This is a genomic window from Paenibacillus solani, assembly GCF_001277345.1.
In the GTDB taxonomy this organism is placed as follows: domain Bacteria; phylum Bacillota; class Bacilli; order Paenibacillales; family Paenibacillaceae; genus Paenibacillus_AQ; species Paenibacillus_AQ solani.
In genome coordinates this window covers 3,368,821-3,383,754 of the sequence record NZ_LIUT01000001.1, presented here as the reverse complement: position 1 = coordinate 3,383,754, position 14,934 = coordinate 3,368,821, and the positions used below count along the sequence as shown (strand labels likewise).

General features: G+C 49.5%; 14 protein-coding genes and 1 tRNA gene. 9 read left to right on the top strand and 6 right to left on the bottom strand.

The annotated features are described in order from the left end of the window. Positions 1-94: 94 nt before the first annotated feature. Entirely contained in the window at positions 95-1,141 is a 1,047-nt protein-coding gene (locus AM231_RS15620) for a YkvI family membrane protein (protein ID WP_054403349.1), read from the bottom strand. 252 nt (positions 1,142-1,393) lie between these two features. Here AM231_RS15620 and AM231_RS15615 point away from each other — a divergent pair, with 252 nt between their 5' ends. The 4 genes from AM231_RS15615 (at position 1,394) to AM231_RS15600 (ending at position 3,139) form a co-directional block, all read left to right on the top strand. Further along, positions 1,394-1,963 carry a xanthine phosphoribosyltransferase gene (locus tag AM231_RS15615; RefSeq protein WP_053492167.1) on the top strand — a complete coding sequence of 190 codons (570 nt, stop codon included), beginning with the start codon at positions 1,394-1,396 and terminating at the stop codon, positions 1,961-1,963. Between the two features lie 110 nt (positions 1,964-2,073). Then, a complete protein-coding gene (locus AM231_RS15610) occupies positions 2,074-2,403 on the top strand; it encodes a hypothetical protein (RefSeq protein ID WP_009594840.1) in 330 nt (109 codons plus the stop codon). 117 nt (positions 2,404-2,520) lie between these two features. Continuing rightward, a complete protein-coding gene (locus AM231_RS15605) occupies positions 2,521-2,742 on the top strand; it encodes a hypothetical protein (RefSeq protein ID WP_054403348.1) in 222 nt (73 codons plus the stop codon). A 67-nt stretch (positions 2,743-2,809) separates the two neighbouring features. After that, on the top strand, positions 2,810-3,139 hold the full coding sequence (locus AM231_RS15600; protein WP_053492169.1) for a carboxymuconolactone decarboxylase family protein: 330 nt from the start codon (positions 2,810-2,812) through the stop codon (positions 3,137-3,139). A gap of 82 nt (positions 3,140-3,221) precedes the next feature. Here the strand turns inward: AM231_RS15600 and AM231_RS15595 are convergent, their stop codons facing one another. Further along, positions 3,222-3,641, bottom strand: coding sequence for a YhjD family protein (locus AM231_RS15595; RefSeq protein WP_054403347.1), 420 nt, complete (start codon positions 3,639-3,641; stop codon positions 3,222-3,224). Between the two features lie 180 nt (positions 3,642-3,821). Between AM231_RS15595 and AM231_RS15590 the strand changes: the two genes are divergently transcribed. Together AM231_RS15590 and AM231_RS15585 are read left to right on the top strand one after the other, a co-directional pair. Continuing rightward, positions 3,822-3,900: transfer RNA gene (locus AM231_RS15590), tRNA-Leu, on the top strand. A 248-nt stretch (positions 3,901-4,148) separates the two neighbouring features. Beyond that, positions 4,149-5,030: a divergent polysaccharide deacetylase family protein gene (locus AM231_RS15585; RefSeq protein ID WP_054403346.1), complete on the top strand. Its 882-nt coding sequence runs from the start codon at positions 4,149-4,151 to the stop codon at positions 5,028-5,030. A 155-nt stretch (positions 5,031-5,185) separates the two neighbouring features. On the opposite strand, the gene AM231_RS15580 is transcribed toward AM231_RS15585, so the two are convergent. Next, entirely contained in the window at positions 5,186-5,989 is an 804-nt protein-coding gene (locus tag AM231_RS15580; RefSeq protein ID WP_053492172.1) for an N-acetylmuramoyl-L-alanine amidase, read from the bottom strand. A 148-nt stretch (positions 5,990-6,137) separates the two neighbouring features. Between AM231_RS15580 and AM231_RS15575 the strand changes: the two genes are divergently transcribed. Together AM231_RS15575 and nagA are read left to right on the top strand one after the other, a co-directional pair. Continuing rightward, positions 6,138-6,329, top strand: coding sequence for a YqzE family protein (locus tag AM231_RS15575; protein ID WP_053492173.1), 192 nt, complete (start codon positions 6,138-6,140; stop codon positions 6,327-6,329). Positions 6,330-6,500: 171 nt separating this feature from the next. Further along, a complete protein-coding gene (nagA, locus tag AM231_RS15570; protein WP_054403677.1) occupies positions 6,501-7,703 on the top strand; it encodes an N-acetylglucosamine-6-phosphate deacetylase in 1,203 nt (400 codons plus the stop codon). A 12-nt stretch (positions 7,704-7,715) separates the two neighbouring features. Here nagA and AM231_RS15565 read toward each other — a convergent pair whose 3' ends face one another. From AM231_RS15565 to AM231_RS15555, 3 genes are all read right to left on the bottom strand, one after another. Then, positions 7,716-8,798, bottom strand: a complete 1,083-nt coding sequence (locus AM231_RS15565) for a hypothetical protein (RefSeq protein WP_242615173.1) — start codon at positions 8,796-8,798, stop codon at positions 7,716-7,718. 174 nt (positions 8,799-8,972) lie between these two features. Continuing rightward, positions 8,973-9,935, bottom strand: coding sequence for a YqhG family protein (locus tag AM231_RS15560; protein WP_054403345.1), 963 nt, complete (start codon positions 9,933-9,935; stop codon positions 8,973-8,975). A 1-nt stretch (position 9,936) separates the two neighbouring features. After that, complete coding sequence (locus AM231_RS15555; RefSeq protein WP_054403344.1) at positions 9,937-11,694, bottom strand: DEAD/DEAH box helicase; 1,758 nt, start codon at positions 11,692-11,694, stop codon at positions 9,937-9,939. Between the two features lie 427 nt (positions 11,695-12,121). Here AM231_RS15555 and AM231_RS15550 point away from each other — a divergent pair, with 427 nt between their 5' ends. Beyond that, positions 12,122-14,767 (top strand): adenosylcobalamin-dependent ribonucleoside-diphosphate reductase, encoded by a 2,646-nt coding sequence (locus AM231_RS15550; protein ID WP_242615212.1) that lies wholly within the window; start codon positions 12,122-12,124, stop codon positions 14,765-14,767. Positions 14,768-14,934: the final 167 nt, after the last annotated feature.

Below are 14,934 nucleotides of genomic sequence, written 5' to 3'. Positions count from 1 at the left end.
GTCCAATGAAATTCAGGACAAAGGCCGCTTCGTAGCTTTTAATATTTGTGCTGTCTACTTGACGGGGTGCAGTTCACCTTTGGGCAAGCCCTGTTTATTTTCCCCTCATCCCAGGAGTTCCGAATAGAGTCAACCGGAGCACCCAGAGCAGACACAGTCCCCCAAACATGGGATAGAGCAGGGATAACAAGGAGCTAAACCCAAACTGGCTAAAGAAGTAGCAGAACACCATGATGCCCAAAGTAATCACTTTTGGTGAAAGGGAGGTGCGCTGCTGTACCTGTAGGGTAATCCCGTAGATATTGGCGACGAAGGTACTGAAGATTTCCAAGAAGATCAGAATGAGATAAATAATTTGAACCACCTGACCCAGCTGATCGGCTATACTGCCCATGGGAATTTCATATTGAGCGATGCCGGGCATGTGGGCTGACATTGCAAAATGAGCTGCCATCAGCATGAAGCCTACACCCGTGCCTCCCAGAATGCCTCCCCAAGTTACGGTACGGGAGCTTTCGGTTTGACTGCCGAGTGGGACCAGTACGGGCATGGCCATCACCAGATTAAAGGCGGTGTAGAGCAGTGGGGCAAGCCAGACTACCGGCAGGCTATGGTCTGTAGTCAGCGTGAGGAAACGGCTGGCACCCGGTGTCTGAATCGTCTGAGAAATAATAGCGACCGATAAGGTCAGCATCATAGGGACGACCAGACTGTTCATGGTCATAATGGACTGGATGCCTTTTCTAAGAATGAAGTAGGTACCGATCATCGTGATGAACAATCCAGTCTGATAACTCATATTTAGATGCTCCACAAAAACAGATCCGGCACCGGCAAGCATAATGCTGTTTACGCCGAGCAGGATGACAAACATAAACAAGCTGATCCACACGCCGGCTTGTTCACCGAACAGATACTTGTTTAAATCCTCAAAGGATCTGGCGCCAATTCGTCTGGAAATCGTCATGATTTTCGTTCCAAGCCAGATGAATAGCCCTGTCGCAAGAACAATGGTAAGTGTTGCCCAATGTCCATATTGGGTAAAAAATTGAAGAATCTCCCGTCCGGTTGCAAAGCCAGCGCCAACAATCGTACCGATGTATGTAAAGGCGATTTGGAATACGCGAATAGAATGACGCAAATGCTGTGCCTCCCCTGTACGTTAATAGTTCTGCATATTACAAGGTATGCTTGGTTCCACTTGGACATGACTCCTACCTGTCCAAGACCGAGACTGAAAGCAGCCTTAGCTGGTGAACTATTGGGGAGCAGAGGTTCATGTCAGAAATTGTGACGGAAACCGTACATTTAAGTGACGGCGACCTTGGTTTTACTTGCCGTGCATAAAGGAATATGTTACTTTTACGACAAAGGAATCATGGGAGGGCTTTGGATGGATTGGTTGAAAGAGCGGATCGTTAATGAGGGTGTTGTGTTGTCGGATCAGGTGCTGAAGCTGGATGCCATACTGACGCATCAGGTAGACCCCGCTTTAATTATGGAAATGGGCCGCGAATTTGCAGCGAGATTTAAAGAGAGCGGTGTGACGAAGGTGGTTACTCTGGAATCTTCCGGGATATCCGTTGCATTTGCGGCGGCGCTGGAATTGGGAGTTCCGATGGTATTTGCCCGTCGCAAGAAGACGCTGCTCGCCGATCCAGATGCCTTGTGTGAACGGGTTCCATCTTTCACGAAAGGAATCGTAACCGATATTATGATGTCGCGCCAGTTTATCGGCAAGCAGGACAAACTGCTCTTCGTAGATGATATTATTGCGAATGGCGACGCGGCAAGAGGCCTGATCAAGATTATTGAACGTGCCGGCGCGGAATTAATCGGGCTTGGCGTTGTAATCGAGAAGAGCTTTCAAGCCGGGGCAAGAACACTCCGCGACCAAGGTGTGCGCGTGGAGTCGCTGGTTACGATATCTTCCCTGGAGAATGGCAACATTTCGTTCATTTGAGAAAATACCGAATTTTATTGAGATTTCCGCCTAAAAACGCAACAAATTCTTTTCGCCTTTATGTTTTTGGCTTATAATGAAGAGGTAGGCAAGAGAGAGGAGGAGGCACCATGGGGAAACAACCTGTAACCGAGCCGTTTTTGATTGAAAAGCTGAATGAAGCAAAGGTACATTTTGAACGTGCTTTGGATTGTAAACATACGGAGTTTGATGATCTATATCCCTATATGATTGAACATCCTCAGTTTTTCTGGTACAAACGCTATGTTGCCTGGTCGGAATTGCTGACGATTGCTGGATTATGCGAGGAGGTTTCCTTCGAATGGAAGGAACAGTTTACGCCTCAGCAAGTGGAGTATATTGAAAAGCGCGTCATGTCTTCTACTGTACTTGATTACTGGTATGAGAAGAATGACAGCATCGAACCGGCGCAGCGTTAAGTAGGATATAGAACATCTCATAATGGGATGTTTGACGATACGGCACTGCATTCAAACGACCTAAATGAATTCATTTAGGTCGTTTTTTGCACAATAAATACCGGAGGAGGGATAGTGATGATTAACGATGAAAGACTGGATGAGCTGCGGCTCTCCGGCGAGTTGGTCCGGGTGGTACGTGATGGGTTGGAAACCAATGACATTATAGGTTTTGTAGTGGCTTGGGACCCGGAGCAGGTCATTATTCGCCGCAGAAACCGACGAGTGGTAAAGCTGGACCGCCGCTACAGCTATCAGCTCAAAAAAGAGCCAAGAGTAAGCCCCATCGAAGAGGGATAAGCATAGATCTAGAAAATGTCGGACAACTTAACCTCATACCTAAGTTAGGAAAGAGGGGCTAAAAGCGATGGAAATGTCCAATGACAAGATCACGGCGTACAAAAATGAAATACTAAATTTAAAGCAGACCATGCCGGAAATGGCTGAGTCGTATCACCAGTTCACTGGAGCTTGCTTTCAGGAAGGGGAACTGGATGAGAAAACGAAGCATTTGATTGCACTTGGCATTGGACTGTTTGCCAATAACGAGCTGTGTACGTTCTATCACATGGAAGAAGCCCGTGCCAAAGGAGCCGCGGATGCTCAGATCATGGAAACTGTCGCCGTGGCTTCGGCAGCCAGCGCGGGACATGCTCTCTCACAAGGGCTGACTCGCGTACAGCAGAACTTGCATTAATCCTTAATACAAATAACCGTCTCGCGCTAACCCTCTTGGTTAGGATAGTGAGACGGTTATTGTTTATTTCAGGAACAATTCCTTAATGATTGGAGACAGCAGCAGGAGCATGGGATAGTTCGGTGGAAGTTAAGTCCGGGGAAACCAGACCCAGATAGGCGCGCATGCGATCCATCATCTCTTCACGGAAGGATGGCCATAGGATGTTGATCGATCCAACATAGCCGCGGCATGCATATCGAGCCTGAATCCCTTCCTGGCTTTGTTCGACATCATACACCTTGATCGCGCGCTTAATGAACTCCTGCTTCACTTCCCGAAGCAGCACGGCCGCCCGTTTGGCGCCATTGCCTACTATCTCTACGTATAATTGAGGGGTCTTGAAGACACCGCTCTCCTGAATGATCCGGCAATCCCGTTCAAACACTTTATGGATGTACATGAGCAGCAGGTAACTCTTGATCAACGCACGCTCTTCCCTTGTCACAGCTGGTATGGCCATCAACATCACCGCCTTTATATAGAAAATATTTATATGATAGGAACTTATGTTCTTATTTTAACCGAAAAGCATGGTTTTAATCAAGTTTTAAAAAAATGTTGACTCGATTTATTTAGCGTGATATTATATATCTTGTCGCCGCTGATGTGAGCATGGCTCAAGGGTGGATGATCTTGATACGCGGGCGGAATTGGCAGACGCGCACGGTTCAGGTCCGTGTGGGCTTACCCCCGTGGAGGTTCGAGTCCTCTCGACCGCATCAAACAAAACAGGTTCTTGTATTGGCTCACGCCAGCAAGAGCCTGTTTTTTGTATGTCAGAATATTTAATCTCTTTTACCATAATGAAGAAACAAATCAATTCAGTAAAACGGTCTGTGGAAATGAATACCTTGGTAATTGATGAAGTGGATTATTTGCTGCAGATCCCCTTCTTTCTACATATTTGCGTGCCTATTTTCAAACAATAGGATTTAGGCTGTTAGTAAAAATGTGAAGGGGTGCAGATATGCGGGATCTATATATCAAAACAAGTATCTTGCTAAGCATGTCATGGATGGCTGTGAACGGCATTCAGACCGGATATGAAATCGGATTGGACAAGGCAGATGCGCAAGCTGCCCAGAGTAGGGTCGTGCAACCTGAATCAACGCAGCCAAGCTCGTTCGGTGAGCAACAGAAAGTTAAGAAGCTTGCGATCATTATTGATGATTTTGGCAATAATCAGAAGGGAACTCAGGAAATGCTGAGTTTGCCTGTCAAAATCACGGTTGCTGTTATGCCTTTTTTGGCTACAAGCAGAGAGGATGCCGAGGAAGCACATAAGCAAGGACATGATGTTATTATCCATATGCCTATGGAACCTAAGCGAGGGTCTGCCTCTTGGCTTGGACCGGGTGCCATTCTCAGTTCACTTACCGATCAGGAGATCCGGCAGCGCATGGAAGCTGCCATTGATTCGGTACCCCATGCCATAGGGATCAATAACCACATGGGTTCCAAGATTACTGAGGATCAACGAGTAATGTCCATCGTGCTTGATGTGTGTAAGGAAAGAGGCTTGTTCTTTATCGACAGTAAAACGAACCACCGCAGTGTGGTGGGGAAACTGGCAGCAGAAAAAGGTATATCTTCTATAGACAATGATATATTCCTCGACGATGTACATGCCGTTCCACATGTAAAGAAGCAGCTTCTGACAGCAGCACAGCAGGCAGAAGAGAAAACATTCTGTATTGCCATTGGCCATGTCGGTGCATACGGAAACCGGACAGCGGAAGCGCTGATAGGATCCATCTCAGAACTGCAAAAAAAGGTCGAGTTTGTCGGGATTAGTGAGTTGGTCCAGGAACGCACAAGCTGGAGACCCAATCTGCTGCCGAAGGAATAGCTGAAAGCAAGATGATCCATCTTGGCTAAACTTGGAGGTAGAGCTGGTTTTATATAGTTAGATTAGCCATTGCCTGGGGAAAAAGCCTTCCATTTATGGGGCCGAGTCATTACACGGTTCCAGGATGGAAGGCTTTTATATGTTGAAGCTTATTGTTACAGAGCTGTTAAATAGCTGATGATACCATCGGCGATGGCCTCGGCGATCTGCATTTGACCATTGCGGCTGGTTAATAGCTGTCGATCCTCCAAATTGCTGAGGAAGCCGGTCTCTACTATAACCGCAGGTACCTGTGTTTGATTCAGCAAATAATAAGCTTTGCCAACGGTGATGTGGTTGCGATTGCGATAAACTCGATTCAATTTGTCTTGTATGATGTCCGCTAACAGGATGCTTCGCCCCTCAGATTGATGCAGAACGATGCCTCCTCGTTTAGAGGTGTTTTTCCCCCAATTCACATGGACGCTGACTACAAGCTTGGTCGGAATTTCGCTGCTGAGCTGCTTGCGATGTGACAAATCCCGACGATGTCTGGAAGAGCTGCGATGCCAGCGGTTGTCGTCACTAAGCGCATAATCGGCATCACGGTTAAGTACGGCCGGATAGCCTTCCTGCCTGAGGAGCATGAACAGTTTGCGCGAGATTGCCAAATTAATATCTTTTTCCAGAATATCGCCATACGAAGTTCCGCCATCGATTCCGCCATGTCCCACGTCAATCAGAATTACTTTTTGCGGGAAAGGATATAGATTATGGAGCTTCGAGTTGTCGTTTTCTTGCCCTACAGATGGGGTGGATTCGGGTGTTTCTGGTATGGTCTGAGTTGATCGTATTTGGCTTTGATGAACGGCTCGTAGGGGGTGTGTCTTGGCTGAATTCTCCATAGAACTGGCTTCCGCATGGGTATTCGGAATTGCAAGTGCAAGGAGAAGCAACCAGAGCCCTGCTGCTTTAACCATGATGGATTCCTTCTTTCACGTAGTATATCGGCTTGATTAGAATGTGCATTTGAAGGAGAAATCATGCTGCAAGAAGGCAGCGTCTACAATGGCTTGAAATGGAGCAAACTGATTCTAAATGATAAGGATTTAATGAGGAGTGAAGAATGTGGCTAGCGGAGATGAATTAATTAAATATATTACTGAACGCGTTGTCCATTATATGGATACCCCTAAGGAAGTTCGGCGAAAAGCGAAGGTGAAGGAGGCCTGGAGCACCCGCTGGTTCGGCATGATTCCATTGTCCATGACGCTGTGGAAAGAGGAGGTCACCTCCAAACGCAAACATAAGAAGAAGTAGGGCTTTATCGTGATAAGCATTAGGAACTAACCGCTGCGTTCGTTGGCTCTTTTGCGATCAGACCTAGCTTTGATCCATGAATGATTTCCTCAATTTCAGGTTAGGCAAAGAATTATGTTCTTTGTTATACTGAGGCTAAAGTTTGATCGCAGGGAGGAATTCACAGTGGAAATGGTCGGTCTGATCCAGGTTCGGATAGCAACTGAAACAGAATGCATTGAAAATGGTTCCATCCTGATTGAAAATGGACGCATTACAGCCATCTATCAGGACACCCCTACTTTTCCGAAGGGGACCAAAATTGTGGATGGTGGGGGCAAGCTCCTCATTCCCGGTATGGTGGATGTTCATATTCATGGGGCTAACGGTTATGACATGATGGACGGGACGACCCGAAGCATTCAAGAGGTATCCAAAGCCTGTGCTGCTACGGGCTGCACTTCGTTTCTGGCAACTTCCGTCACCTCAGAATTGGAAGCGCTTCTTCAAATGATCGATAATGTAAAACAGGTCATGGAGGATGAGGAGGGTGCATTGATCGCCGGAATTCATGCCGAGGGGCCATATTTGAACCTGAAAAGAAAAGGGATGCAGAACGAAGCCTTCCTTCGCCATCCGGACCGGGCCGAAATGGAAGTGATCTTGGAGAGAGCAGGTTCTGCCCTGCGTATGGTTACCATTGCTCCAGAGCTTCCGGGCGGTATGGAGATGGTATCTTTTTTGCATGGAGAGGGAATTGTGGTAGCTGTCGCACACTCCGATGCGACTTACGAAGAAGCCAAGGAAGCATTCCGTCTGGGCGCGAGTCATATTACGCACTGCTTCAATGGCATGCGGCCGATTCATCATCGGGATCCGGGAGTTGTTGTAGCGGCTTTTGAAGAACCGAAGGTATCATTACAAGCCATCGTGGACAATGTGCATCTTCATCCTGCCATCGTACGAATGATGTTTCGCATGAAAGGTCCAGAGGGTATCGTACTGATCACGGATGCGCTTCAGGCCATGGGGCTTGGGGACGGCGAGTATGAATTTGGCGGACATCAAGTCAAGGTTCAGGATGGAATCGCCAAATTACATGATGGGACGCTGGCCTCCAGTACCGTTACGATGAATGAAGCCCTGAGAAATACGATAGAACTGGGTATTCCCCTCCTGGATGCAGTCAGAATGGCAAGTACCACACCGGCGGACGTGCTGGGCCTGGCTTCCAAAGGACGCATAGCTCCTGGCATGGATGCGGATGTCGTGCTGCTGGATCAGGATTTTCAGGTGGAGTGGACGATGATCGGCGGGAATGTCGTTTATCGGAAAGAAGAGGTCGTACCTAACTCCCCAGACCTATTTGTCGACACCTCCAAAAAACCGCGATAAAGAGCGGTTTTTTTAATTATTTAGAGAGGCATAGAAGACGCCTTCTTCAAGCAGCCGCGATGCGGGCAGATAGCGAAGGGTATCGGAATTGCGCATGGGAACGGAAACATAGATCGCAGTCGATTTCTTGTCATTTTCGGACGACCAGCTCTGCCATCCGTTTAATTGAAAAGGTGAGCCGAATGCGGCATTATGTGCTGCTGACCTAAATATTAAGGTGGAACGCTCCTCCAGCAAATGTAGGAGGTCTGTGCTATTTCCTGCCTCTAAAGGGGCAGAAGTGAGCCAGAGAAGGTTATCGTAAGGGTCTTGCTCACCCACTGATGAGGTCGAAGGCGTAGTGGATCTCCAGGTGCCGGCTGCTGTCGAAACCACTGCTCCCTTGGCAAGCGGAGGAAGAGATACTGATGATGCGGATGTCCGTGTAAGTGGAAGCTGATCCGGAAGCAGCTCGCTGTTTAAGGCACTGTAGTAGACCGGCTTCTTCCCAGGAAGCTCCACTTGCCAGACCGGTGACACATCATACAACTTGCGGACGATACTTCCTGCAGGTAAAGTGGTTCCACCTTTCAATAGTCCCTCGGCTGCAAGCCGCTCATGCAGCGGTGCCTGACTGAAGGGAAGGGTGGGGCCGATTCCATATTCGCTGAGTACATAGCCGCCGTCTTCGTTTGCACTGATTATCATATACCCTTGTGGTAATCCATTCTCCGTAATGGTCACCAGCCAACCATGTGTCCCGGGGCCAAGAGGTGTATATGCGAGTTCCGCTTCGTCCCAAGTTGTAAATGGCGCATGGACTGATAATTGATCGACGGTATCCTCGGCAAAATTCATTACACTGTCCGGAACTCGAGCGGCTTCGCTGCTTTGGACACTTCTTGATTGCGGTTGATCTAAGGCATGCGACGTGATCGATGGTGCCGTGCTGCCTGCTGCAAGTGTAAGGATCGCTTCCTCAGCTTTAGCTGCACTTGCCGGGGATGAGTGGATCCCCAGACCGAGCAGAGTGGTTGCGATTATGGTGACAGACAATATCCGAACAGGGAGCATACGGTGGTTATTGCTGTATTTTGGCTTGTCATTGCTATCCATGTTATGGATTTTCATAAACTGTCGTTTCAAAGTAAAACCGCCTTTCCTTGGCCTAAATGCGCCATGGATGTGATGGAATCATCATATCGGACAAGCTGTGCAAAGACTGTTACAAGCTGTCGCGGTTGGCGAAAGACGAAAGGTTCTATTTTTGCCTGCTTTTGTTGAGCGGCGTCATGAGGGCGCACTCACAGGCGAACACAGATGAAACAGACCGCAGGTTATGACGGACAAGCTCACTTTGGGCTCATACTGCCACTGCATTTCGGAACGGCGGTTCTTATACTGCTCCTCAATGAGCGTTTTTTTCTCTTCATCCTGCTCCTTAAGCAAGTCCTCATAATAGCCGTCGATGACGAGCAGTTCTTCTTCAAGACGTTCTCTTGCTTGAGCGGCCCAGTCGTAGTCCAGCTTGCTTAACTTGTCGATGAGATGGTTCTCAAGTGCTGCTGCGGCCTGCTGGAGAGTAAGCACTGCCGGGCGCACGTGGACGCTCTCAGGCAAACGGGGAGTCAGGTCGCGTCCCTCTAAACAAGCGGGGAAATCTTGAGCGATGGTGCGGCTTGATAGCGATATTCCGAGAAAAAATAATTCCTCCCGCTTCAAATCGCAGCTGAACTCTACCTTGAAGCAGACGCCCAGCCACTGCTCATAAGGCGTGGAACGTCCCCTGGGACGCGGCTCCATATCGCGCTGCTGGAACAGATAGACGCATTTGCCCTCTTCCCGGGAAGCATTCCAGATTTGGGCGAGCCGACTGCTGCCATAGCCGATATTCTCGCGCTGTATGCGGCCGGGGCCCAGGATCGGCAGAACCGGGGCATTCCCGTAAAAGCGGGCCAGGAGCGGATCCTGTGCAGGCGCGGCGAGCTGAGACTTGGCTTCAGCTTCTTTGGTCTTGGCAAGCCGTTCGTCGTAATTTTCCGGGTCAAATACGAAATTGAACGACAACGTTTCGGCGGGAGCGCCGGTACGTTCGACGAAGCCCCAGTAATAGGGGCGATTGGTGAGCATTTTGTCGGCCTGCGGTGACAGTTTCACGGTGACATGCTCGGGTGATTTTTCAATGACGGTGCATTCGGTAGCTTCCAAATAGGCCATGAAGTGCTGCTGCACCTCCTGCGGCGTCATGGTCATATTAGGCTTCTTCCTCTCTGAGAGTTTCTCCAGCTGTGCTTTCCAGCTCGATGTCCTGCTTGATATGGTGAATCGATTCGCCCAATGTGCTGATGCGCTGGCGGATTTCATCATCGTTGCCGGACTCCAGCATGATCTTGTACAGGCTCTTCTCGATGGATTCCTTCTTCTCGAAGCGCTCCAGAATGACATCCAGTCCGCCGATCACCATCTCAAACATATTAATCTTCTCGTGGAGTAGATTCAGGATATGCTCTTCAATGGTCCCGGATGTGGACAGGTTGTAAATCTTTACATCATTGGTTTGGCCTAGACGATGCACGCGTCCGATCCGCTGTTCGACCCGCATGGGATTCCAGGGTAAGTCAAAGTTGATCATATGGTGGCAGAATTGCAGGTTAATGCCTTCGCCGCCGGCTTCTGTTGCGATCATGACCTGTGCATTTCCCCGGAAGAGATCCATCATCCAGTCCTTCTTGCCGCGGTTCATGCCACCCCGGTACGGTACAGAGATCAGCCCGTGATCGCGGAAATAATTCAGCAAGTATTCCTGCGTAGCACGGTATTCCGTAAATACGATGACCTTCTCGTTCATCTGCTGGATCAGCTCAATGGCTTTCTCCGCCTTGGTGTTGGCTTTGATGGCCTTGATGAGATAAACCAGCTCCCAGATTTTATCGCGCAGCGGAGAGTCCTCGGGCAGCTTCTTGGACAGATTAACCAGTGTCACGAAGACGGCATCACGGCTGCTGCACACTTCGCGCTGGAGGGTAACGAGGGACAGCATACTGCTTAAATTTCCCCCAGCTGCCTGATACTGATCTTTGACGAAGGATGTGACCCCATCGTATAATGACTGTTCTTCGGGCGAGAGGCGTAGGTCCACATTACGGACGGTTCGCTTGGTGAACTTGACTTCGCCTTCCCCGCGGCGGTTGCGGATCATGACCTTGGACAGCTCATCCTTGAGCTGATCCTGGTTTTTCGGTTTTCGTTTATCGACAACAAAATTAGCGGCAAACTGCCCCTGGCCTCCAAGCTGGCCCGGCTTCAGCAGGGTAATCAGATTGAAGAGCTCGCTGAGATCATTCTGGACCGGTGTGGCTGTCAGCAGGAGGCAGTATTTTTTGCGCAGCTTTTGTATGAATTGATAGTTGGAGGTTTTCTTGTTCTTGAGTTTATGGGCCTCATCGATGATGAGCATATCGTATTCCTCGTTCAGCAGAATCTCCTGGTGAGGATCGCGTTTAGCCGTATCCATGGAGGCCACAACGATATCGTTGCCCCAGGAATAGGCTTTTTTCTGTGCAACTGCAGGAATGCCGAACTTGGAGTTCAGCTCGCGCACCCATTGCAGCACAAGGGATGCCGGTACAAGAATCAACACTTTGGATACCAGACCACGAACGATATATTCTTTAAGTATAAGACCGGCTTCGATCGTCTTTCCCAGTCCTACCTCATCGGCAAGAATGGCTCTACCCGACATCTCGAACAATACGCGTCTGGCAGTTTCGGTCTGATGGGGAAGCGGGGATAGGGCGCCAAGATGCTTGAGACACTGCAATTCTTCAAAGCTTGTAACGAGACGCGACTTCTCGCCCTCAAGGGCCAGACGGGACAGCCGGTAGTCGCCCCAAGGGCCGCCCTTATCCAGTCGACCGGTGAGATCATCCAGCCAGGAACGGTCGATCTGCAATGGAACGGGAAGACGTGGGTCAATGATCATGCCGGAGTCGGCAGTTGGCTGTTGGTTCATGTCGATCTCCTCCTGTTGTAAGTATTCCATTCCGGGCCAAGCGGCGTATTTGTAGTATGGACGAAAAAAGAAGTCTTCATAACCTTGCACGAATTCGGAAGCCTCGGAATACCTTATAGGACGCACGGCTGCTGGAATTGTATATTTTCATCCTTTTTTTTCATAGGGAATAGCAAAAAAAGAGAGCAAGAGGAAGAAAGCGGAAGCTTGCGGGAGGACCTTGAAATGGGCGTCTTAATTTTCACATTATCGGCATAGTTATCCTATATATAGTGTAGTATAATGAAAAAACAGCACTATATATGGTGTATCTAGTGCTATTGCATGTTTGATCGGCTACATAACAGGTTATGTTGTTGGTGAACGCAATGCTAGCAGAATCTATTTTATTTTTATTTTATATAGGAGGTAGTTGCTCTTGAGTACGATGCATAATCAGCGGCTGGAAGGTTTAAGTGAGAAGATCTTTTTGGACCGGTATGCCTGGAAGGATGCGGACACCAACAATGCGAAGATTGGCGATGTGGTGCTCGTTCTGACGAAGGATGATCCTAAATTTCCGACAAAGGAAGTTGGCGAAATCGTGAAGCGCGAAGGCCGCAAGGTCACAGTGAAAACACGAAAGGGCGAGCTTGTCGAATCGGATGTGGAGAAGCTGACGTTAACCATCGAGAAAACACCGGAAGAAATGTGGGATCGACTCGCGGCTGCCATGTCATCGGTAGAGGCAACGCCGGAACTGCAGGAAGAGTGGCGCGGAAAATTCCGTGAAATTCTGGATGATTGGAAGCTTGTACCGGGGGGACGGATTGCCGCTGGAGCGGGCGCAAGCGATGAGTTGACGCTGTTTAACTGCTACGTTATTCCTTCGCCGAAGGACAGCCGGGGCGGTATAATGGAAACCTTGACTGAAATGACGGAGATTATGGCACGCGGCGGCGGTGTAGGCATTAACTTGTCTTCCCTGCGTCCACGACGCGCGATCGTCAAGGGTGTAAACGGATCTTCAAGCGGTGCAGTATCCTGGGGCGGATTGTTCAGTTATACAACAGGCCTGATTGAGCAGGGCGGTAGCCGCCGCGGTGCGCTGATGCTGATGATTAACGATTGGCATCCGGACGTGGAGGATTTCATCACCGTGAAGCAGACGATGGGACAAGTTACGAATGCGAACCTGTCTGTATGCGTCAGCAACGATTTCATGAAGGCTGTAAAGGAAGATTTGGACTGGGAGCTCGTATTCCCGGATACCACAGATCCCGATTATGATGAGCTGTGGGATGGCGACCTGGATAAATGGAAAAAAGCCGGACACGCTATCATTCCATACAAAACGGTCAGAGCACGCGAGGTATGGCATACGATCATCGAATCCGCCTGGAAATCGGCAGAGCCGGGCGTTGTCTTCATGGAATACTATAATCAGATGTCCAACAGCTGGTATTTCAACCCGATCATCTGTACGAACCCTTGCGGTGAGCAAGGACTTCCAGGCTGGGGCGTGTGCAACCTGTCCGCGATGAACCTGTCGAAGTTCTATGACGAAGCGAATCATGATGTTGCCTGGGATGAACTGGCGACGACCACGCGTTATTCCGTGCGTTTCCTGGATAACGTCATTGACCGGACGCCGTACCATTTTGAAGAAAACGAATTGAACCAGAAGAAAGAGCGCCGCGTTGGTCTTGGCACAATGGGTTTGGCTGAGCTGATGATCAAGCTGAACATCCGTTACGGCAGCCCGGAATCATTGGAGTTCCTGGATAAGCTGTATGGCTTCATCGCACGCGAAGCGTATCTCGCTTCTGCTGATATTGCAGAGGAGAAGGGTTCCTTCCAGGCATTCGACGCTGAGCTCTATTTGCAAAGCGGCTTCATGAAAAATATGGCTGAAGTGTATCCGGAAGTTGCTGAAGCGGTACGTGAAAAGGGTGCACGTAACGTAACCGTCATTACTCAAGCGCCAACGGGCAGCACGGGTACAATGGTTGGAACGTCCACAGGTATCGAGCCGTACTTCGCCTTCAAATACTTCCGTCAAAGCCGTCTGGGCTTCGACGAGCAGTTCGTGCCGATTGCGCAGGATTGGCTGGACAGCCATCCGGGGGAAGAGCTTCCGGACTATTATGTTACTGCGATGACCCTGTCCGCTGAGGATCATATCCGCGTGCAAGCAGCGATTCAGCGCTGGGTGGACAGCTCCATCTCGAAGACAGCGAACTGTCCGTCCGACTTCACAGTGGAAGATACGAAACGCCTGTATGAGCTGGCATTCGATCTGGGATGTAAAGGCGTAACGATCTACCGCGACGGAAGCCGCGATGTGCAGGTGCTGCAAACGGAGAAAAAAGAAGATAAAGCCTCCGAAGCGACAACAGCTTCTGCAGAAGACACAGCGCTGGAACAAAGTGCTGTAGGGCAATCCGCAGAGGATGCGACTAGCGTAGAGCCAGCTGCTGCAAGCGTGGCAGTATCTCCAGCGAGCAAGAGCGGGCTGGATAAGCAATACAAGAAGCGTCCGCAAGTTCTTCGCGGTGCAACCTATAAAATGAACACGCCATTTGGCATGGCGTACATTACGATTAACGATTTGGACGGCATTCCAAGCGAAATCTTCCTGAACGTCGGCAAAGCCGGATCGGATGTATTCGCGATGGCGGAAGCCTTGGGCCGCGTCTGCTCGCTGTTCCTCCGTTACGGGGACCATGGCAACAAGGTGGAGCTGCTGATCAAGCACCTCAAGGGCATCGGCGGAACCGGCGCGATCGGCTTCGGTGCGAACCGCGTGGAGTCCATCGCAGATGCCGTGGCGAAGGCGCTCGAAACGCACGTGGCGAACAACGCCGAGTTGGATCATGACCATGATCCGGCACCGGTCGCAGCCACGATGATACCTGCGGATGCAGGTGAAGCCGGGGCGACAGCTGCTGCGGGATACGGTGGCGGTTATGGCTCCAACACAGGCGGCAGCTCCATGTCGCTGGATCTATGCCCTTCTTGCGGGGGCGCATCCTTGATTAACATCGAGGGATGCAAGACCTGTGGGAATTGCGGATATAGCAAGTGTTCATAATAGAAGTACTTTGTTAATCAACAGAACCGAAGTGGGAGTTGTAACTAATTTTTCAGAGTTATAGAAGTTGAAATGAACTGTCACATACTTTGAATATAATAATCAAAGCCTGATCCTTGATGGATCAGGCTTTTTTGTGGTTTACATTCAATGCTATGTTTGAAGTT

What these genes read in the sequence shown, in the direction of transcription:
- AM231_RS15555 (WP_054403344.1), bottom strand. Translation starts at nt 11,694, where the DNA reads ATGAACCAACAGCCAACTGCCGACTCCGGCATGATCATTGACCCACGT.
- AM231_RS15580 (WP_053492172.1), bottom strand. Translation starts at nt 5,989, where the DNA reads ATGGTTAAAGCAGCAGGGCTCTGGTTGCTTCTCCTTGCACTTGCAATT.
- AM231_RS15600 (WP_053492169.1), top strand. Translation starts at nt 2,810, where the DNA reads ATGGAAATGTCCAATGACAAGATCACGGCGTACAAAAATGAAATACTA.
- AM231_RS15595 (WP_054403347.1), bottom strand. Translation starts at nt 3,641, where the DNA reads ATGGCCATACCAGCTGTGACAAGGGAAGAGCGTGCGTTGATCAAGAGT.
- AM231_RS15550 (WP_242615212.1), top strand. Translation starts at nt 12,122, where the DNA reads ATGCATAATCAGCGGCTGGAAGGTTTAAGTGAGAAGATCTTTTTGGAC.
- AM231_RS15565 (WP_242615173.1), bottom strand. Translation starts at nt 8,798, where the DNA reads ATGGATAGCAATGACAAGCCAAAATACAGCAATAACCACCGTATGCTC.
- AM231_RS15585 (WP_054403346.1), top strand. Translation starts at nt 4,149, where the DNA reads ATGCGGGATCTATATATCAAAACAAGTATCTTGCTAAGCATGTCATGG.
- AM231_RS15560 (WP_054403345.1), bottom strand. Translation starts at nt 9,935, where the DNA reads ATGACCATGACGCCGCAGGAGGTGCAGCAGCACTTCATGGCCTATTTG.
- nagA (WP_054403677.1), top strand. Translation starts at nt 6,501, where the DNA reads ATGGTCGGTCTGATCCAGGTTCGGATAGCAACTGAAACAGAATGCATT.
- AM231_RS15605 (WP_054403348.1), top strand. Translation starts at nt 2,521, where the DNA reads ATGATTAACGATGAAAGACTGGATGAGCTGCGGCTCTCCGGCGAGTTG.
- AM231_RS15610 (WP_009594840.1), top strand. Translation starts at nt 2,074, where the DNA reads ATGGGGAAACAACCTGTAACCGAGCCGTTTTTGATTGAAAAGCTGAAT.
- AM231_RS15615 (WP_053492167.1), top strand. Translation starts at nt 1,394, where the DNA reads ATGGATTGGTTGAAAGAGCGGATCGTTAATGAGGGTGTTGTGTTGTCG.